The 19,374-nt window shown below is 72.3% G+C and carries 18 protein-coding genes and 1 pseudogene; 9 read left to right on the top strand and 10 right to left on the bottom strand.

Annotation, left to right across the window (positions count from 1 at the left end; translation table 11 throughout):
• Positions 1–11 precede the first annotated feature (11 nt).
• On the top strand, positions 12–1,100 hold the full coding sequence (locus tag AB0761_RS34200; protein WP_377273136.1) for a branched-chain amino acid aminotransferase: 1,089 nt from the start codon (positions 12–14) through the stop codon (positions 1,098–1,100).
• Positions 1,090–1,347 (top strand): hypothetical protein, encoded by a 258-nt coding sequence (locus AB0761_RS34195; RefSeq protein WP_377273135.1) that lies wholly within the window; start codon positions 1,090–1,092, stop codon positions 1,345–1,347. The genes AB0761_RS34200 and AB0761_RS34195 overlap by 11 nt, the downstream gene beginning before the upstream one ends.
• A gap of 32 nt (positions 1,348–1,379) precedes the next feature.
• Here the strand turns inward: AB0761_RS34195 and trpD are convergent, their stop codons facing one another.
• Positions 1,380–2,435, bottom strand: a complete 1,056-nt coding sequence (gene trpD, locus AB0761_RS34190) for an anthranilate phosphoribosyltransferase (protein ID WP_377273134.1) — start codon at positions 2,433–2,435, stop codon at positions 1,380–1,382.
• A 774-nt stretch (positions 2,436–3,209) separates the two neighbouring features.
• Here trpD and AB0761_RS34185 point away from each other — a divergent pair.
• The 6 genes from AB0761_RS34185 to AB0761_RS34160 all read left to right on the top strand — a co-directional run bounded on the left by AB0761_RS34185 (position 3,210) and on the right by AB0761_RS34160 (position 7,728).
• Positions 3,210–3,434: a DUF397 domain-containing protein gene (locus AB0761_RS34185; RefSeq protein ID WP_377273133.1), complete on the top strand. Its 225-nt coding sequence runs from the start codon at positions 3,210–3,212 to the stop codon at positions 3,432–3,434.
• Between the two features lie 374 nt (positions 3,435–3,808).
• On the top strand, positions 3,809–4,627 hold the full coding sequence (locus AB0761_RS34180) for an inositol monophosphatase family protein (RefSeq protein WP_377273132.1): 819 nt from the start codon (positions 3,809–3,811) through the stop codon (positions 4,625–4,627).
• A gap of 136 nt (positions 4,628–4,763) precedes the next feature.
• Complete coding sequence (locus tag AB0761_RS34175) at positions 4,764–4,949, top strand: hypothetical protein (protein ID WP_377273131.1); 186 nt, start codon at positions 4,764–4,766, stop codon at positions 4,947–4,949.
• 159 nt (positions 4,950–5,108) lie between these two features.
• Complete coding sequence (locus AB0761_RS34170) at positions 5,109–5,729, top strand: DinB family protein (protein WP_377273129.1); 621 nt, start codon at positions 5,109–5,111, stop codon at positions 5,727–5,729.
• Between the two features lie 6 nt (positions 5,730–5,735).
• Positions 5,736–6,032, top strand: a complete 297-nt coding sequence (locus tag AB0761_RS34165) for a hypothetical protein (RefSeq protein ID WP_377274473.1) — start codon at positions 5,736–5,738, stop codon at positions 6,030–6,032.
• Between the two features lie 385 nt (positions 6,033–6,417).
• A complete protein-coding gene (locus AB0761_RS34160) occupies positions 6,418–7,728 on the top strand; it encodes a metallophosphoesterase (RefSeq protein WP_377273128.1) in 1,311 nt (436 codons plus the stop codon).
• 518 nt (positions 7,729–8,246) lie between these two features.
• Here the strand turns inward: AB0761_RS34160 and AB0761_RS34155 are convergent.
• Both AB0761_RS34155 and AB0761_RS34150 read right to left on the bottom strand, forming a co-directional pair.
• Positions 8,247–8,582, bottom strand: a complete 336-nt coding sequence (locus tag AB0761_RS34155; protein ID WP_377273127.1) for a hypothetical protein — start codon at positions 8,580–8,582, stop codon at positions 8,247–8,249.
• A 612-nt stretch (positions 8,583–9,194) separates the two neighbouring features.
• Positions 9,195–9,986, bottom strand: a complete 792-nt coding sequence (locus AB0761_RS34150; protein WP_377273125.1) for a helix-turn-helix domain-containing protein — start codon at positions 9,984–9,986, stop codon at positions 9,195–9,197.
• A gap of 84 nt (positions 9,987–10,070) precedes the next feature.
• Here AB0761_RS34150 and AB0761_RS34145 point away from each other — a divergent pair, with 84 nt between their 5' ends.
• Complete coding sequence (locus AB0761_RS34145) at positions 10,071–11,513, top strand: MFS transporter (RefSeq protein WP_377273124.1); 1,443 nt, start codon at positions 10,071–10,073, stop codon at positions 11,511–11,513.
• Between the two features lie 97 nt (positions 11,514–11,610).
• On the opposite strand, the pseudogene AB0761_RS34140 reads toward AB0761_RS34145, so the two are convergent.
• The 7 genes and pseudogenes from AB0761_RS34140 to AB0761_RS34110 all read right to left on the bottom strand — a co-directional run.
• A pseudogene (locus AB0761_RS34140) lies at positions 11,611–11,793 on the bottom strand (DUF1206 domain-containing protein); the annotation flags it as partial.
• A gap of 231 nt (positions 11,794–12,024) precedes the next feature.
• Positions 12,025–12,702, bottom strand: a complete 678-nt coding sequence (locus AB0761_RS34135) for a phosphotransferase (protein WP_377273123.1) — start codon at positions 12,700–12,702, stop codon at positions 12,025–12,027.
• A 415-nt stretch (positions 12,703–13,117) separates the two neighbouring features.
• The gene (locus AB0761_RS34130; protein ID WP_377273122.1) at positions 13,118–13,753 is read right to left on the bottom strand and encodes an SUMF1/EgtB/PvdO family nonheme iron enzyme; all 636 of its coding nucleotides are present in this window, start codon (positions 13,751–13,753) and stop codon (positions 13,118–13,120) included.
• A complete protein-coding gene (locus AB0761_RS34125; protein ID WP_377273121.1) occupies positions 13,750–15,678 on the bottom strand; it encodes a dipeptide ABC transporter ATP-binding protein in 1,929 nt (642 codons plus the stop codon). Before AB0761_RS34125 ends, AB0761_RS34130 begins: the two co-directional genes overlap by 4 nt.
• A complete protein-coding gene (locus AB0761_RS34120) occupies positions 15,675–16,502 on the bottom strand; it encodes an ABC transporter permease (protein WP_377274472.1) in 828 nt (275 codons plus the stop codon). The genes AB0761_RS34125 and AB0761_RS34120 overlap by 4 nt, the downstream gene beginning before the upstream one ends.
• 85 nt (positions 16,503–16,587) lie before the next feature.
• A complete protein-coding gene (locus AB0761_RS34115) occupies positions 16,588–17,532 on the bottom strand; it encodes an ABC transporter permease (RefSeq protein WP_377273120.1) in 945 nt (314 codons plus the stop codon).
• A 2-nt stretch (positions 17,533–17,534) separates the two neighbouring features.
• On the bottom strand, positions 17,535–19,133 hold the full coding sequence (locus AB0761_RS34110) for an ABC transporter substrate-binding protein (RefSeq protein ID WP_377273119.1): 1,599 nt from the start codon (positions 19,131–19,133) through the stop codon (positions 17,535–17,537).
• Between the last annotated feature and the right edge of the window lie 241 nt (positions 19,134–19,374).

Raw genomic sequence — 19,374 nt, 5'->3', positions numbered from 1 at the left:
AGGACCTGACGATGAGTTCTGCCTTCCCACTGCTGCGCTCGGCGAGCCCGGTGCCCGAAGCCGAGCGGGCGGCCGTCCTGGCCGCACCGGGCTTCGGCCGGCACTTCACCGACCATATGGCGTCAGCCCTCTGGACCCCGCAGGCCGGCTGGCACAACCGCCAAGTGACTGCGGTGCGGCCATTCTCCCTCCACCCGGCTTCGTCGGTGCTGCACTACGCACAGGAGGTCTTCGAGGGACTCAAGGCCTACCGGCACGCGGACGGGAGCATCTGGCTGTTCCGGCCCGAGCGCAACGCCCAGCGATTCATCCGGTCCGCAGGGCGGATGGGGCTGCCACCGCTGCCGGAGGACGACTTCCTGGCGAGCATCGAGGCACTGGTGCGCGCGGACGAGGCCTGGGTGCCGGTGGCAACGACCCAGGAGAGCCTGTACCTGCGGCCGTTCATGTTCGCCTCCGAGCCCTTCCTCGGCGTGAGGCCGGCCGAGCAGGTCACATACGCCGTCATCGCGAGCCCCGCGCAGAGCTACTTCGCCTCGGCGAGGGGCGGGGTGACCCTGTGGGTGAGCACCGCATACACGCGGGCGGGCCAGGGCGGCACCGGCGCCGCGAAGTGCGGGGGCAACTACGGTGCGGGGGTGGCCGCGCAGGTCGAGGCGGAGCGGCACGGTTGCGATCAGGTCCTGTATCTGGACGGCCTGGACGAGGAGGCCTTCGTCGAGGAGGCCGGGACCATGAACCTCTTCCTGGTCACCTCCCGCGGCGAGCTCGTCACCCCGGCCCTCGGCACCATCCTGGACGGGGTCACCCGCGACACCGTCCTCGCCCTCGCCACCGAGTTCGACCTGACACCCGTCGAGCGCCCCGTCCCGTTCAGGGAACTGTGTGTCGGCATCGCGGACGGAACCGTCACAGAGGTCTTCGCGGCAGGCACGGCAGCCGTGATCACTCCCGTCCTCGGGATCAAGAGCACGAGGCGCACGCTCACGGTCGCAGACGGCGAGCCGGGCAAGCAGACACAGGCGCTGCGCGACCGGGTGCTCGGCATACAGTACGGGCGCTCCGAGGACACCCACGGCTGGCTGCGGCATGTTCGCTGAGGCCGTCGTCGTCGTAGTGCTCGGGGCCGTCGCCTCGGGCGCCGGCCTGGCGTGGGCGGCCGACTTCCGGGCCGTGATGACCCGTCTGCACAACCGTCAGGTGGCCGAGCGGGCGAGTCTGCCGCCACGGCTTCGCTGGTTGGCGCCGCATCCAGTCCGCCCTGCTGTGCAGCGCCTGCTGGGGGCGCTGCTGGCGCTGGTGGGGTGCCTCTTCATCGTCGCCGGCGTGCAGACACTCGTCAGATGACCAGCCTCGCACGGGTCGGGGCGGCGCCGCGGTCAGCGCGGCTGGGCCAGCGAGCCCGCGAGTTTGATCCAGCGCTCCAGCAGGGCGGCAGCGGCACCGCTGTCGACGGCGGCCCGCGCCCGGTCCAGGCCGGCGGCGAAGGCCTCCTCGAATGAACCGGCGAAGCCGTCGTACGCGGCCAGAGCGCCCGCCGCGTTGGCGAGCACCGCATCGCGGGCCGCTCCGGGAGCGCCGCCGAGCACCGTGTGGACCGCGGCGGCGTTATAGGTGACGTCCCCGCCCCGCAGCGCATCGGCGTCGACCCGTGGCAGGCCGAAGTGGGCGGTGTCGAAGGTGACGGCGCGAACTCCTCCCTCCTGGGCGATCCACCCGTCGGTCGGCGCGGCGGTGGTGATCTCGTCGAGCCCGTCATGGCCACGCACCACCAGGGCCCGGGCGCCGCGGCCGGCCAGGACCTGTGCCAGGACGGGAGCCAGTTCGGCGTTGGCGCAGCCGACGAGAGCGATGCCGGAGCGCGCCGGGTTGGTCAGCGGTGCGATGTAGTTGATGGCGGTCGGCACGCCCAGGGCGCGGCGGGTCGGCGCGGCGTGGCGCAGGCCGTGGTGGAAGACGGGCGCGAAGGTGAAGCCCAGGCCGAGTTCGGTGACGCAGCGGGCGATCTGGTCGGCGTCGAGGGTGAGCGGCAGTCCGAGGGCTTCCAGGACGTCGGCAGATCCGCTCCTGCTGGAGACCGAGCGGCCACCGTTCTTGACGACCGGTACTCCGGCGGCGGCGACGACGATCGCAGCCATGGTCGAGATATTGACGGTGTGAGCGCCGTCCCCGCCGGTGCCGACGATGTCGACCATCGCGGAGCCGTCGAGGGGCAGCGGGACCACTCGCTCCATCAGCGCGTCCAGCAGTCCGGCGAGTTCCGGAGCGGTCTCGCCCTTGGCACGCAGCGCGACCAGGAAGGCGGCGAAGCAGGCCGGGTCGTGGGCGTTGTCCATCACCTCGCGCATCGCCCACCGGGTGTCGTCCGCGCTCAGGTCTTCCCGGCGCAGGAGCGCGGCGAGCAGGTACGGCCACGTGCGCAAGGTCGCGGTCATGAGTTCCCCTCGAAGCAGCCCGGCCCCCACGCGGGGTTCTGGGGCGAGCATAGCGACTGAACTCGCTCCATCTGTATGTGCTGGCCACTGGGCTGGTGTGGGTCACTGATGAGTGGGCTCGGGGCGGGCAGGAGCTCGGTCTCAGGGGCCGCACACGCCGGCATCTCGGCCATGACGTCGCAGCGCAGCCGACATGTCCGGCCTGGCACGACCAAGTGAAGTCCTGGAACCGTGCGAGCTCGCAGGGCTCTGAACCTGGATCCACAGAGTCGCATTCGATGAGTGCGGTTCTGTGGTTTTCGGGGTGGATTGCGCGGTGTTTCTGCTGGTGGGCAGGGAGGGTGGCTCCGGCAGGCCGCATCGCTCGGCCAGCCGGACCGCCGGGGCCGGCCCGCCGTACGCGAGGCGGTTCGGGTAGTCGAACGCCGCGAAGGTCGCCGCGGCGGTATGGGTCACTTACGACGTGCCTTGTCCTGCTGCGAGCCGGAAGCCTGGAGAACTCCCATCCTCGCAGGTCACAGGGCACGTCTTCTTCGTCGGGGCAGCCTCACACAGTCACCGATCGGTGGATCCGGGCTGACATCTCGTAGGACGGGGACAACTCTCCGTGTCGTCAACGAACTGTTCATTGAACGATCACCGACGGCTGCCGGTCTGACGATCCTGAGGATTCTGGAATCGTCAGGGACTTCAGGGGGTCTGGAGATGCATGCCGGGACCGTCGGAGTGATGCTGAAGGAGAGCGTCCGACCGGACAGCCAAGGAGGACCAGCGATGGACGCAGAGAAGGTTGAACTGTATTCGATGGACCTGACCGACGCGCACTGGGTCGTGAGCAGCTACTCGCCCTACCGGGAGCTGTGTGTGGAGGTCGCGGAACTCAGTGGCGGAGCCGTTGCGGTCCGTGACTCCAAGAACAGGGACCTGCCGCCGCTGCGCTTCACCGCAGCAGAGTGGGCAGCATTCCGCAGCGGTGTGCGCGACGGCGAATTCGGCTAGACCGATTCACGCAGCCTCACCGAACGGCAGTCCCGGCCCCGCCTCGAAGGCGGGGCCGGCTGAGTGAGGGTGGCGCACCGGCGGGGACGACGGATGCGGTCGCGGCCTTCGCCGGTCGGTGTCGGTGAGAACAGCGGTGCTGCCCCGGCAGGGACATCGGCCCCGGTTGCGCGCCGGCCTCCGCCGCGGCCGAACTCCCGCCGGAGATCCGGTGGGCGAGGCGTGCTTCCCGAACCGCTCACCGTTACCTCGGCCAACGCGGTTTCGTCCGGCGCACCTGACGGGCAGAAGGGGAAGGCCGGCGATGTGCGTCCGGCTCTCGGTAGCCGTCCCGCCCGGGGCGGGCAGCCGTTGCCGGCGAAGGGACACGCTGCGTGATCGACGCTTACAGAAACCTCGATGATGCCGTGGTTGCGACGGAGGCGGCGCGTGCCGGAGCGGATGTCGTACGCTCCTTGTTCGGTCAGCGTCTCACCCGTGTCGAGAAGGGTGCCGGGGACTTCGCAACCTCCGCCGACATCGAGGCCGAGAGGGCGATCCTCGGTGTCATCCGTGCGGCCCGGCCCGAGGACGCCGTACTCGGCGAGGAGGGCGGGCAGCACGGCAGCGCGGAGGCTGAGCGCCTGTGGCTGGTGGATCCGCTGTGCGGCACCGTCAACTACACCGTCGGCAGCATGCTGGTGGCTGTGAACGTCGCACTGACCGGTCGGGTTGCGGCGGTGGCCGACCCGTTCACCGGCGAGGTCTTCTCCACCGACGGGGAGACCGCCTGGGTCCAGCAGCACGACAGCGCTGAAGTCCGGCTGACGCCCTCGGCCGACTCGCGCCTCGTGGATGTCAATCTGGACCCGCCCTTCCCCGGTGCGCCGATGTTCAGGGCCGTGGATCTGCTGGCCCACCCCGCGTTCGTCGAACGGTTCCGGCCCCGAGTGGTCTCGACAACGCTCGCGCTGGCCTGGGTCGCCGCCGGGAAGCGCGCCGCATACGTCACAGACGGGGGCGACCTCTCCCGCAGCGTGCACTTCGCTGCCGGGATCGCCCTGTGCCGGGCCGCAGGCTGCGTCGTCACCGACATCGACGGCACCCCGGTCGGACAAGCAGGTCACGGACTGGTCGTGGCGGCCGACGGCGCTACCCACGACCTGTTGATGTCGGTGATCCATCGGGACGGAACCAGGGCGCGCCAGGCTTGACGCTCACCGTGCAGGCCGCCCCGGTCGTACCAGCCGGCCACTCCGCATGCCGAGAGGGGGCCGAACAGCACCCCACCCATCCCCCAGCAGCCAACGGCGGTAAGGTGCCGGGCATTTCTCCGACAGTGGGGGGACGATGCATCTGCTCAACCCGTACAGTCTCAGTAGGGTTGTGGAAACCGCCTGGGGTGCCTACAGCGTGCTCGGATGCCTGGTTCTGGGAAGGCACCGACGCAACGGCAGCTGGTTGCTGTTCGGCATGGCCTGGGTGGCGTTCGCGAGCGTGTTTGTCTACATCCGGGTGGCAGGGAACGCTCTGTGACGCGCCGGCGTTGCCACGTCTCAGGCTACGACCCCGGGCTCATGCGCAGCTCAGTGGACACCTGTTGAAATGGAGTCGACGGGTCGGGCCGACTGTGACAGGTTGCGGGACGGCAGATCCGCGCCGGATGCCGAATCCCGCTCACCACAGGAGCATGCGATGCCGACATCACCGCGTCTGATCCCCTTGCTGCAGCAGTTCGACTTCGTCTGCAAGCGTCTCACCGACCGAATGGCGGGCCCGGTCGTGGACAGCGGCAACGGCACCGACGTCAAGGTCGGGCCGATGACCGACGACGAGTACCTCTGGGAGCCGGTACCCGACTGCTGGTCGATCCGACGGTGCTCGGACGGCCCGGGCACAGGGGCCACGTTGCTGGTCGGTGCAGGGGACTGGGGGCGTGACTCGGCACCCAGCCCGCACCCCGCGCCACCGCCGTTCACCACCATCGCCTGGCGCCTGGGCCACCTCAGCGAGATGCTGACGCTGCGCGCCGACCACACCAACGGCACCCATACCCTGACGCGTGACAAGTACCGCTTTCACGGCGACGCAGCCGGGGCGAGCGCGGCCTTCGACGCCGGCGCCGCGGCATGGCGAGCGGCCCTGCTCACAGCCGACGAGACCGCGCTCGACACCGTCGGGCACAGCACCTACCCGTACGGCAGCGACCCGGATGATCCCTTTGTCGAGACGGTCTGGTGGGTCAATCAGGAACTGCTGCATCACGGCGCCGAGATCGCCCTCCTGCGCGACCTCTACCGAGCGCAACGGAACTGACACGTCATCACGTGGACCGACCGGGTCTGCCCACCTCCAGCACCCGAACAGGCCGCCCTTCAGGCGGAGTTCGACCTCGCGTCGGACGCGTCGCCGTTCTTCCCGTTCGCGGCCGTCGCCGCATTGCTGGATCATCCCGAGTTCTCGGGCGCCACACGCGGCAGACTGGAGGGCGCCACCGTGCGGGCCTGTGTCGGGGAGGCCGTCCAGGAGCATCTCGGTGGCTGGTTGGCGGCGCACCCGGAGCGGGCCGCAGCCGTCGTCGGCCGGATGCTCCAGGGTGCCCGCGGAGCTGAGCAGTAGCGGATCGCCGCCGCAGGTTCCCTGGAGAACGGAACCCGCTTCGTCGGAACCGCCGCGCCAGACCTGGTCCCACCACTCGGTCCGGGTCAGCTTCTGCTCCTCACACGGCTGTGCCTGGCGCGCCGACCGGCACCCGACCGGCTGACCTCCGGGCTCGGAGCGGCCGGCCGCCGGGGCTCGGCCGAGCACGCCGACCGGCCCGAGGGAGATCAGGTAATGTACGCGCGATAGCTTGCGGTCCGAGCCTGCCGTGATCGCCCGGAACCGCACATACCTGATCAGGTGCTGCATGCGACTTCCGGTGCCCCGCATGAACCGGACGAACGTCCGGGGCGGGCGACCGTCGTCCGGAAGGTGGCGCGCCCTGGCTGCGAGGAGGGGCAGGATGGCCGAGGCCAGCGATACCCGACCGGCTGAGCCCGGCCCATTGGCCGGCCCCGCACCCGATGCAGAGCCTGGCGCACACCCCGACGCCCGGCCGGGCGCCGAGTCCGACAGCGCCGAGTCCGACAGCGCGGCGCCGTCGTCCGGGTCGAGTCCGCTGCGCCGTGTGCTGCGCTTCATCCCGCTGGTCGCACCGGTGCTGCTGTGGGGCGTGCCGTGGTGGGTGCTGCTCTTTTCCGGAGAGGGCTGGCCGTTCCCGGTGGAGCTGGGCGGGACCGTCCTGGCCGTGCTCGGGCTTCTCGGGATGCCCTTTGCCATGATGCGCGGCCACGGCCGTCGGCAGCAGGACCGGGCCGCGATCGTCGGGGACACACTGCTGGGTACGACCTGGGTGCTCTTCACCTGGTCGGTGCTGCTCGGCGTGGTGCTGCGGCTCGCGCTGGTGCTGGGCGGGGTCGGCGACGGCCAGGACCGGGCACGGATCGTCGCATGGGCGGTGCTCGGGGTCGCCGCCGGGCTGCTGGCCTGGGGTTCCTTCGAGGCACGGCGGGTACCGCGGGTACGGCGCGCCGACGTGACACTGCCGCGGCTGGGCGCCGGGCTTGACGGCACCCGCGTGGTGGTCATCACCGACACCCACTACGGCCCGCTCAACCGGGCCCGCTGGTCGGCGCGGGTGTGCGAGAAGGTGAACGCGCTGGAGGCGGATCTGGTCTGCCACGCCGGCGACATCGCCGACGGCACGGCCGAGCGTCGGCGCGCCCAGGCCGCCCCACTGGGCACCGTGCAGGCCGCCATGGGCCGGGTGTATGTGACCGGCAATCACGAGTACTACGGCGAGGCGCAGGGCTGGGTCGACCGAATGGGCGAGCTGGGCTGGGAGCCACTGCGCAATCGCCACCTGGTGGTGGAGCGCGGCGGCGACCGCCTTGTGGTCGCCGGGGTGGACGACGTGACGGCCGAGTCCTCGGGCCTGGCCGGCCATGGCGCCCATCTCGCCGGGGCGCTGGCGGGAGCGGACCCGGACCTGCCGGTGCTGCTGCTGGCCCACCAGCCGAAGTTCGTGGGGGAGGCCGCAGCCGCCGGAGTGGACCTGCAGATCTCGGGGCACACCCACGGCGGCCAGATCTGGCCGTTCCACTACCTGGTGCGTATCGACCAGCCAGTGGTGGCCGGGCTGAGCCGCCACGGTCTGCGGACCCTCCTCTACACCAGCCGCGGCACCGGCTTCTGGGGCCCGCCGTTCCGTGTTTTCGCGCCCAGCGAGATCACCCTGCTGGTGCTGCGGTCAGCGGAGCAGCCGACGGCGTGACGCGCGGTGGGCGGCACCGTGACGCGCGGTGGGCGGCACCGTGACGCGCGGTGGGCGGCACCCGGTGTGACACCACCGGCGTCCAGGGCCTCACGCCGGATACGGACCCGCTCGATCTGGCCGGCCTGTTCAGCGGCGAACGCCTCGTTGACGTCGACCACGGTCATGGGAGTCCCCTTCACGGGTCTGCGGAGCAGGAAGTCAATGCGGGACAGGCGGTCGCCTCCCACCCCCGCGGCCGCCGGCGCACTGCCCTCGCCTTCCCGGGATCCCGTCGGGTGCCTTCCGGTGGGACTTTCGCGATCATGCCCATGCGCGTGGGCGCGAGAGAGCCCCCGGCCGCGGTGGGCGACCGGGGGCTACGGGTGTTCCGACACTTCTGTCGGACCCGGGCGGCGGCCTCGGGGGGCAGGGCGAGCAGCAGCCGAGCGACCGTGGAGGGAGTGGCCCCTGCTGCGCGCCCACAGCGTCCTGGTCAGCGTTTCACGAGCTCACCAGGGCTGCCGAGCCGCCTGGGCTCAGTAGTACATGAACGTCGGGAGCAGGCCGCCGCCCGAGGCGTTCGGGAGGGTGATGAGCTCCCCGGCGCCGACGCCCGCACCGTTCGCGACCGTCGCCACGTCGTAGACCGAGCCGTAGTTACCCATCCAGTGCCACGACTTGCTCTGCGCCTGACGCGCGGCACAGTTCTTGACGACCTGGAGTCCCTGCTTGGCGGTGAGGACCTGGTGGGCGGCGGGCGCGGCGCAGACGGCCTTCGCCCCGGAGGCGTTCACGGCTGTTGCCGGAGCCGCCAGACCGATCAGCAGCGCGGTCGGAGCCGCCGCCAGCGCGAAAACTCGAAGGTGGTTCATTGCGACCTCCTGAGAGGATGGCGTTCGAGTGGTCGAACGCTTGAACCATATGTCGCCCGCTTCCGGACCGACCCTCCAATAGACCCGTCTGGGTGATATATCGGTTACGCAGTGCATCCGCACGGCTCGGTGGGTAGGAGGTCGCGACCGCCCGGCAACCGCGGGGGATGAGGTGCGGAAACACGGCCGGGCGGCCCGCAACGGGAACGGCCGGGGACGAGACCGCGGGATCCCCCGTGCGGCCGGCACCGGCAACCGCCGCGGGCATCTCCGGTAGGTGCAGCCGAGCTCGCGCGGCAGGCCCAACGGCGGCGGCCCGGCCTGCGGGCGGCGCCGTCACCGAGCCCCGACAGACCCCCTGTCGGGGCGTCAGTACAGAGGCTGCAGGGATCTGCGGTGGTCTGCTTCCGACACCCGAGCCCAAGCGACTGCAGGACCCGGTATCCCGCTCCCGGGGCGGCCCTTTGAGCAGTCCCGGGTCCCTGACACACGTACGAAGCCGCGCGAGGTCCACGCCTGGACGGCGACTCCCCTGGCTCAGGTAGGAGATCGCCGAACCGAGGCGGGGCGCCCGGGATCCCCGGGGTCGCGGCGGCAGGTGGAGGGAGGCGGTCAGCGCAACGGCGTCGGGCCCAGAAGGGAGCGCACCCGGCCGGGAGTTCGGCCCAGTTCGCTGCGCATCACCCGGCTGAAATGGGCCTGGTCGCTGAAGCCGAGACCGGCCGCGAGCGCGGCGAGGTCGGTCTCGCCCTGGTCGATGCGGATCAGCGCCTGGCTGACCCGCACCCGGTTGCGGTACCGGCTCAGGGGCATGCCCACATGGTGGCGGAAGGTGCGGCTCAGATGGGACGGTGACGCGTCGAGCAGCCGGGCCAGTTCCACCAGGCCGGCACCGGCCGACTCGCTGGCGAGGATCGCTTCCCGGGCGCGGTCGGCGAGCTCTGCTCTCCCCGGTGCGGGCAGTTCGTCCGGGGCGCTGCGCAGGGCCAGCCAGAGCAGCTCCAGGACGGCCTCGACGGCGGCGAAGCCGGGGTCGGCGCCGGTGCGCAGCAGCATCCGGTGGGCCAGTTCGAGCCGCGCGTCCACCCGGACGGCGGGTGGACGGGCGGCCTCCAGCCCGGCCGTCAGTTCGTCACCGATGTAGGTCACCGAGGTGCACAGGTCGCCGCCCGCGGGGTGCGCGAAGCGCAACACCTCGCCCGGGCGGTTGAGGTAGCCGCTGGTGGGCTCGACGGTGACCTGCCGGCCCTGGCAGTCGAGCCGGAACCGTCCCTGCCGGACCAGGACGACCTGCGCGGCGGACGCCGCCTCGGGCGCGGACCAGCCGGCGTGGTCGTCCGTGCACTCCACGGCCCGGATCGCGGCGTACGGACTCTCGACGATGGTCCTCGCGATGCGCAGCACCCTTCTGACTGTAGGCACCACGGTGCGCCATGACCCGCATATTTCTTCAAGACCGCGGCACCGGGCCCGGCCGATCATCGGTGCATGCTCACTCATGCTGCCCGGCCGGCAACGGCCGCCCGCCTCGGCCCGGTGCTGGCGGTGCTGCTCACGGGCCAGGTCATGGCCTCCATGGACGGGTCGATCGTGTCGGTGGCGGCCCCGACCATACGTGCGGACCTGCACGCCGACGGCGCCGCGATCCAACTGATCGTCTCCGGCTATCTGCTGACCACCGGAGTACTGCTGGTCACCTGCGCGAGGCTCGGAGACCTCCTGGGGCACCGGTGTGCCTTCCTGGTCGGGCTGGGCTGGTTCACCGGGGCCTCGCTGCTGTGCGGGCTGGCTCCCAACGCCCCCGTGCTGGTGCTCACCCGGGTTGCCCAGGCCGTCGGGGCGGCGCTGCTCACGCCGCAGGTGTTCGCACTGATCCAGTTGCGCTGGGACGGGGCGGCGCGGCGCAGGGCGATCGGGTGGTACAGCATGGTGCTGGCGCTCGGGGTGGCGCTGGGGCAGGTCGTCGGAGGGATGGTCGCCGACGCCGACCTGCTCGGTCTCTCCTGGCGGCCCGTCTTTCTGATCAATGTCCCGGTCGGCGCCGTCCTGTTGGCAGTCGGCCCGCGGGTGCTCCCCGATTCGCGTATGGGCGGGCGGTCCCCTCTCGACCTGGTCGGCGTGGCGGTGCTGACCGTCGCCATGGTCGCGCTCACCGCCCCGCTGGTCTTCGGCCCCGGTCTCGGCTGGCCCGTCTGGTCGTGGTTCTCGCTGGGGTGCGGGGCAGCGCTGCTGGCGTTGTTCGTCCGCCATGAGGCCAGGGTGCCTCACCCGCTGCTCGACCTGGCGGTGCTGCGGCCGACCGGTGTGAAACCGGGGCTTGCGGCCTGCTGGATCGTCATGGGCTGCTATACGGTCTTCCTGCTCACTCTGACTCTGCATCTGCAGTCCGCACTGGGCCGCTCGCCGCTCGCGGCAGGGCTGACCTTCGTCCCTTACACCCTCGGTTTTGGGCTGCTGGGTCTGTCGTGGCACCGCTGTCCGCGGCGGCTGCGGGCGGCCCTGCCGGTCGCGGGCCCGATCGCCTTTGCCACCGGGACCACCCTGCTGGTGGTCCTGCACCGTCACCAGTGGCACCTGTGGGGCGCCGTGCCGCTGCTCTTCCTGGCGGGGGCCGGTCACGCCGCCGGATACAGCCCGCTGATCGCGCGGATCAGCTCGCTGGTGGAGCCGCGGTTCGCGTCCGCGGTCTCGGCTCTCAACTCCACCGGTCCGGTGCTGGCCGAGGTGACTGCGGTCGCGGGCTTGGGGAGTGTCTACTTCGCGGCGCCCTCCTCGGCCGAGGGGCTCCTCCGGGTGGTCATCGCCCTCGTCGTCCTGCTGGCGGTCGCGGCGGCCTGCGCCGCGCGGGTCGCGGTGGTCTGCCGTACGGCCGGGGGTGGGGCGGCGATCCCGTCGGCGGAGGCACGCCCGCAACGGCACGCGGTGAGCTGATCCGGCGAGGCTCACCCGGTGCGCCGAAGGCCGCACGCGCAGCATTGAGGACCCGGCTGCCGGTCTTCTTCCACCCCGCTTCACCGAAAACCGCCGGCGAGGCACGCCAGGCGGCCATGCACGCGAAGCCCACTGCCGGCAGCCACAGCATCAACAGCCCGAAGGGCTGTGCCGCGATCTGGTGCAGTGCGCCCCGACGGTCGGCCTCGGCGCCCGGTCCGCCGAACCCGATCTTCAGCGCCAGGACTCCGATCAGGACATAGACCACCCCGCGCGCCACAAATCCGGCACGGCCTGCGATCCGCAGCGCATGGTTGCGGTCAGGCCGCCGAACCGAGGCCAGTCCGCCGCGCCCTCCCACGGTCGGGTGCCGGCTGTGCGTGTGTGACGACCACACAACGTCCCCCCGGGGATCTCGATGCGCGAGCGCGCACCGCCTACTGCCCCGAGCGTGGGGGCGGGCGGTGTCCTGCCCACGACGCCCTCGTCGCCCAGCCCGCGCCGGCAACCGCTATCGGCGCCGGGGCGTCGACGTCCCCGCCGACCGGATCAGTGCCATCGCATCGTCGAGCCGGTCGACCTCCTCGCGGCTGAGCGTCGGGTTGGCGGCCCGCCGGGCCCTGGCCGCTGCGAGATGCGTCTCGTCGATGCTGCCCAAATGCCGTACCAGCGGGGTGAGTACGGCGCGGGCCACCGCTGCGACGGCGGGCATGGTGACGGCAGCCTGCGCCAGGATCAACGCGGTCATCGCCGAGTCCAGGCCGGGCGGCCCCTCAGCCGTGGTGGCCCAGTCGATCACGATCGGTCCCTCGGCTGTCAGCATGACGTTCTCCGGATGGAAGTCCAGATGCAGGACCCGATCCCCCGGATTGGCGGAAAGGCGCGCCGGGACCGTGTGCAGGCGCCGCAGCAGCTCCGCCGACATCTCCCCCGCCCGCTCGGGCGCGATCGTGCCGTCGGTGAGGGCCTGTCGCATCGTCACTCCGGACAGCCGCTCCATCACCAGCTCATTGGCGGCTTCCCCCGGCCAGACGGCTGGCACCGGATACCCGTGCTCCGCCAGGTGGGCCATCACGGCGAGTTCCCCGGTGCCGTCAGCGCCGTCCCGGTAGCGGCGGAGCACCCTCCCGTCGTCCAGCGCGAAGACATCCGCCGTCCGGCCTGTCCCCACCAGCTCGCCGATCTCCATTCCGGAGAACCTAGCCGCGCGGGGTGGGGGATGCCAGATCACGCCGGGGGTGCTTGTCCCGGCGGCGGTGGTGACTTCCGGCTGCCGTTGATGACGAGAGCAGCGCCGACGAGGTCGCCGATGCGGCCGGGACGCCGGCGACCTGCCGAAGGGGCGGCGGGTGACCGTGCCGACCCTTCACTCCTGCGCAACTGCCCCCGCCGGGGGCTTCACCCGCCTGTCGACCGACCCGGCTGACCGGCGAAACCGTACGGGCACCGGCGCGCTGGGGGACGGCTGACGACCAGGCCGGCCCAGTCGCCCGCGGCCGGCCCGGACGCCCGAGCGGGCCGCCGGGTCGCCCCGGCGGCCCGTCCCCCTTCCCCGCTCCCTCCTGACGGCCCCCACACCGCCGCGGGGAGGTTCCGGCCCCCGGTCACTCGAAGCTTGCCGCGGCCTCCTTCAGTGCCTGGGCAACCGCTGCCGGGTCGTCCGGGGCGGGCTCGCCCGGGGTGTAGGTGACGGCGCGGAGCCGGCCGGTGCAGCGGAACGCCCCATGCCGTTTGTACACCGGCCAGGACACCGGTGACCTGCGGTCGACTCCGACGCTGATGCCCTGGAAGGGCGCCATGCCGATCAGCTGGTGGACGCTGTCCAGCCGCCCGCTCTCCGCCCCGTCCACCGCTATGCCGAACTTCCAGCGCAGTCCGGGGACGGCGGTGGCGGTGAGGGTGACGGTGCGCGGGCCCGGGGCGAGCGGCCCGGCATCGGCCTCGTGCAGCACTCCGTTGGTGACGGCGGTGGTGTCGATCCGGAAGGGCATGACCGTGACCGGCCGTGACGGGCCCTCACCGTCGGCGTGGTAGCCCTCGCCGAAGGGGTCGCCCATCAGGAAGGTGCCGCCGGGCAGGTCGACCGCGGCCGCGTCGGGCCGTTCGGCGGCATCGCCGCCGGGCGGAGGTGTGCGGCGCGGGGGCGGTGGGGCGAGCGGGACGGTGGTCCCGCTCGCCCCGTACCCGGCGGTGCCGCGGGTGGGACCGCAGCACGCGCCTTGGGTGCGGTGGCCGGTCATGTCCCGGCCTCCGCGAGGGCACCCTGCCGGTGGGCCGGGCGTCCGACGGTGGGCGCGGCGGCGAGCAGCGCCCTGGTGTACGGGTCCTCGGGTGCGGAGCAGACCCGGTCGGCGTCGCCGGTCTCCACGACGCGGCCGCGGTGCATCACCGCGATGCGGTGGCTCACCTGCCGCACCACGGCCAGGTCGTGGGCGATGAAGACCAGGGCGAGGCCGAGGTCCCGCTGAAGGTCCATCAGCAGGTTGACGACCTGGGCCTGCACCGAGACATCAAGTGCGGACACGGGTTCGTCGCAGACCAGTACGGACGGTTCGGGGGCCAGCGCGCGGGCGATGCCGATGCGCTGCCGCTGTCCGCCGGAGAACGCGCGGGGGCTGCGCCCGGCGATGTCCGGGTCGAGGCCCACCTGCTGCAGCAGCGCCGCGACCCGGCGGCGGCGCCCGGCGCGGTCACCCAGGCCGTGGGCGATCAGCGGCTCGGCGATGATGTCGCCGACCGTCATCCGGGGGTTGAGCGAGGAGTACGGGTCCTGGAAGACCATCTGCACCTCGCGGCGCAGGGCGTGCAGCGCCTCGCCGCGGGCGTGGCCCACCTCGCGGCCGCGGAAGAGCACGCTGCCGGAGCTCGCCGGGTGGACCTGGACCAGGGTGCGGGCCAGCGTGGACTTGCCGGAGCCGGACTCCCCGACGATGCCGAGGGTCTCCCCCGGGCGCAGGGTCAGACTCACCCCGTCCAGGGCCACCACCGGGCGGCGGCGCCCCAGCCGGCCGCGGCCCGGGAAGGTCTTGCGCAGGTCGCGGACCTCCAGCAGGGCCTCGCCCGATCCGGCTGATCCGGCTGATCCGGCTGATCCGGCCGATCCGACCGATCCGACCGTTGCGGCGGGCGTGGCAGTGGCGGCCGGCACGGCGGGCGCGGCCGGCGCCCCGGTCGCACCGATGCGCTCGTCGCCGGCGGACCAGCAGGCGGCGCGGTGGCCGTCGGCGCCGGTCCGCAGCGGCGGGACCTGGGTCCGGCAGCGGTCCTCGGCGATCGGGCAGCGGGCGGCGAAGGCGCAGCCGGCCAGGGGCAGCGACAGGTCCGGCGGGCTGCCGGGGATGCTGCTCAGCCTGGTCCCCGACGGGGTGTCCAGTCGGGGCACGGCGGCCAGCAGCCCTGCGGTGTAGGGGTGGCGGGGTGCGGAGAGCACCTGTCCGGTGGGGCCGTCCTCGACCGTCCGGCCCCCGTACATCACCAGGGTGCGGCGGCAGGAGCGCGCCACCACGCCCATGTTGTGGGTGATGAGGACCAGCGCGGTGCCGGTCTCCCGGTTGAGGCGGTCCAGCAGCCGCAGGATCTGGTCCTGGACGGTGGCGTCCAGGGCCGTGGTGGGTTCGTCCGCGATGAGCACGGCGGGTTCGTTGGCCAGTGCGAGGGCGATCATCACCCGTTGCCGCATACCGCCAGAGAACTGGTGGGGGTGGTCGGCCAGGCGCCGCGCGGGGTCGGGGATGCCGACCAGGTCGAGCAGCTCCTCCGCCCTTGCGCGGCGGGCCCGTCGGTCGCCGCGGCCGTGTGCGCGCATGGCCTCGTCCAGGTGCTGTTCCACGGAGAGCACCGGGTTCAGCGCGGACATCGGGTCCTGGAAGACCATGCCGATGCGGTTGCCGCGTACCGCGCGCAGCTCCTCGGGAGTGGCGGCCGCCAGGTCGGTGCCCTCCAGCAGGACGGATCCGGCGGTGATCCGGCCCGGGGACGGGAGCATGCCCAGCAGGACGAGTGCCGTGGTGGACTTGCCCGAGCCGGACTCCCCGACGATGCCGAGGGTCTCGCCGGGGGCGAGGGAGAAGCTCATGTCGTCGACGGCGCGTACGGTGCGGCCGCCGGTGGCGAAGGAGGCGCTGAGGCCGCGCACCTCCAGCACCGGGGCGGGTGGCAAGGTCATCGGCGTATCCCCCTGTTCAGTGACTCCGCGATGAAGGTGAGGCCGAGGACCAGTGCGGTCACCACCACCAGCGGGGCGGCGGCGAAGCCCGGGTCCTGCTGGAGGTAGGGCATGGCCTCGCTGAGGATGCTGCCGAGCGAAGGCTCGGGCGGCCGGACGCCGATGCCGAGGAAGCTCATGGCGCCCTCGATGAAGACGGCCAGGGAGAGGGAGACGGCAAGCTGCACCAGCAGCGGGTCGGCGGCGTTCGGCAGGACGTGCCGGACCAGTACCCGCAGCCGGGAGGCGCCGCCGACCCGGGCGGCGACGGCGTACTCACGTTCCCGGTGCACCAGGATGCCGCTGCGCAGCAGCCGTCCGAAGCCGGGGATCTCGGCGAGCGCGATCACGATCACCACGGGCGTGGTGCCCGCGCCGGTGAGCGCGGTGACGGCCAGCGCCAGGATCAGCCCGGGGAAGGCCAGGACCAGGTCGAAGGCGCGCTGCACCACCACGTCCGCGGCGCGGGAGGAGGTGGCCGCCAGCGCGAGGGCGCAGCCCGCGGCCGCCCCCAGGGGCACGGCGGCGAGGGCGATCAGCAGGTCGGCCCGGATGCCGTGCAGGATGCGGCTGAGCAGGTCGCGGCCGAGGTCGTCGGTGCCGAGCAGGTGGGCTCCGCCGGGTCCGGCCAGCGCGTCGGCGCCCTGGGCTAGGGGGTCGGCGCCGGTCAGCAGCGGGGCGAGCAGGCCGGCGAGGAGGACGGTGCCGACCAGCAGCAGGCCGATGGTGCCGCGCGGGGTGAGCAGCCCGTCCAGGTAGGCATGGCGGGCCCGCAGGGCCCGGATGCGACCGGTAAGGGCGGCGTTCGCGGTGTTGCCGGTGTTGCCGGTGCCGGCGAGGGTGTCTGGGGCGATGTCGGTGGTCACGGTGTCACTCCCACCTGATCCGGGGGTCCAGCCAGGCGTACACGAGGTCGGTGAGCAGTTGTACCGCGACAAAGACCGCGACCAGGAGCAGCAGCAGATCCTGGACGACGGGGTAGTCGCGGCGCAGTACGCCCTGCTGGGCGAGCTGGCCCAGACCGGGCCAGGCGAAGATGGCCTCCACCAGGACTGCGCCGCCCAGCAGTTGGCCGACCTGCATACCGAGGACGGTGACGACCGGGGGCAGGGCGTTCGGCAGGGCGTGACGCCACAGGATGCGGCGCCGCGGGACGCCGAGCGCGGTGGCGGTGCGCACATAGTCCTCGGCGAGGGTGCGCTCCAGGCCGTCCCGCAGATAGCGGCCCAGGACGGCGGCGCTGGGCAGTGCCAGGGAGAGCGCCGGCATGGCCAGGTACTGCACGGCCAGGTCGGGCGCCTGTGTGAACGGCTGGTAGCCGCCGGCCGGCAGCAGCCCGAGGCCCACGGCGAGGAGCAGCACCAGGACCACGCCGGTGACGAACGGCGGCACCGCGAGGGCGCCGGTGGTGAACACCCGCACCAGTGCCTGGACGGCGCGGCTGCGGGCGGTCGCGCCCAGCACGCCGGCGGTGAAGCCGAGCAGCACCACCAGGACCAGGGCGCCCGCGGTGAGTTCCAGGGTCGCGCCGAGCCCGTTGCCGATCAGGTCGGAAACCCGCCCGCCGATGGCGTACGAGGGGCCGAGGTCACCGGTGCCCAGGGCGTGCAGCCAGCTGCCGTACTGGGCGGGCAGCGGCCGGTCCAGGCCGAGGTGGGCCCGGATCGCGGCCACGGCGGCCGGGGTGGCGTCGGGTCCGGCCAGGGCGGTCGCGGGGTCGCCGGGCAGCAGGCGGAGGATCAGGAAGACGGCGATGGAGGCCAGGAACAGGACGAGGAGGGCGGACGGTATCCGCTTCAGGAGGTAGGCACGCATCGTCAGACCAGGTGGGCGTCGTCGAGGTTGAGGTAGCTGAACTTGTTGAGGGTCACGCCCTGCACGGCGGTGCCCGACACCTCGAGCGAGGCCAGCACGGCGAGGTCGACGATGAACGCCTCGTCCAGCAGGATGTCGGAGATCCGCTGGTAGGCGGCGCGGGCCTCGGCGCTGTCGGCGTCGGTGCGCCGCCAGGCCCGCTGCACCGCCTCGGTGTACTCGGCGGAGTGGAACTTGGAGGTGTTCTTGGCCTCGTTGAAGGGATAGGCGCTGACGGCCAGCGTCGAGGGGTGGACCTGGGCGAAGCCGTGGGACATGGTCCACAGCGCCGGCATGCTCTGCGAGATCAGCCGCTTCTGTCCGGTGGCCGGGTCGGTGGGCTGCAGGGTGGTGCGCACGCCGACCTGCTGGAGGTCGTACTGCACCATCTGGGCCACCTGGGCGCCGCCGGGGGTGGTGGCGAAGAGCAGCGGCAGGTCCAGGGAGGTCGCCCCGGCGGACTTCAGCAGCTCACGGGCCTTGGCCGGGTCATGGGTGTAGTGCCGGGCGTTGGCCTCGGTGTACGCCGGTGAGGAGGTGGGCCAGGGCGCCGCGCTGGGCAGGCCGTAGCCGCCGAGGGCCTGCTCCACGATGCGGTCGCGGTCGACCGCCCAGGCGAGGGCCTGGCGGACCAGCTTGTTGCGCACCGGGTCGGCGGTGACATTGACGCCGAGATAGACGGCGCCGGAGCCGGTGGCGTACTGCTTGACCCGGAACCGGGGGTTGTCCTTGAGGGTGGCGGCGTCCTTGCCGGCCAGGCCGTAGGTGAGCTGGGTCTGGCCGGTGCGCAGGGAGGACAGCAGGGTGTCCGACTGGGGGACGATCCGCAGGTCGACGCCGTCCAGGTAGGGGCGGCCGGGCCGCCAGTAGCGGTCGTTGCGGGCGAAGCGGAGGCGCGAACCGGGGTTCCACTCCTCGAAGGTGAACGGCCCGGTACCGATGAACCGCTTGCCGGCGAGGGCGTCCTCGACGCTGTCCCGATCACTGATGATCATGAATTCAAAGAGGTCGAAGAGGTTGCTCACCGGGTGCGCCAGCTTGAGGACGATCTCATGGTCGCCCTTCTTCTCGAAGCCGGCGACCGTCAGCGAGGTCGACCTCAACTGTGCTGCGCGCAAAGGGTTCTGCAGGTTCTTCACGGCGAAGACGACATCGTCGGCGGTGAAGGGCCGCCCGTTGTGGAAGACGACGTCCTCGCGGAGCTTCAGCGTCACCGCCCGGCCGTCGGAGGCGACCTGCCACTCGGTGGCGAGTTCCGGCTGGGGCCGCAGCTGGTCGTCGTAGCGGGTGAGGGTGTTGTAGACCAGCCGCTGCGGCAGCGACATGGCGCTCTGGGCGAACAGCAGACTCGGGGTGAAGTCCGTCGGGGACGCGAGCGCGAGGGTACCGCCCCGTCTGGGGGCCGACGACCCCGCGCTCTGTGTGCTTCCGCCGGGGGCGGCGCCCGCGTCCACCGCCGCTCGGCACGCGGACAGGGCCAGCAGGGCGGATCCCGCGCCGGCGGCGCGGAGCACGGTGCGGCGGGATGCGCCGGCGGACTGGACGGGGGTGAGCAGGTCCATGGGGTTCCTCACCTCATGAGGGCACGCCGAAGAAAGGCTCCGGCCATGCGGGAGCGTGCGGCGACTGCGGCCGCCAGGGGGACGTCGGTGGAGGTGGAGCGGGTCCGGGTGCGTCCCGGCACACCCTGCGGGGAGCCGCGTCCGGCGGCAGGGTCAGGCCCTGCCGCGCGCGGCCGCCAGGGGCAGCAGGCGCGGCAGGCCGCTCCTTGATTGCTGTGGGACAGGAAGGAATGCGATCCGC

Source organism: Peterkaempfera podocarpi, assembly GCF_042466665.1.
GTDB lineage: Bacteria > Actinomycetota > Actinomycetes > Streptomycetales > Streptomycetaceae > Peterkaempfera > Peterkaempfera podocarpi.
This window is presented reverse-complemented; position numbering and strand designations above follow the sequence as displayed.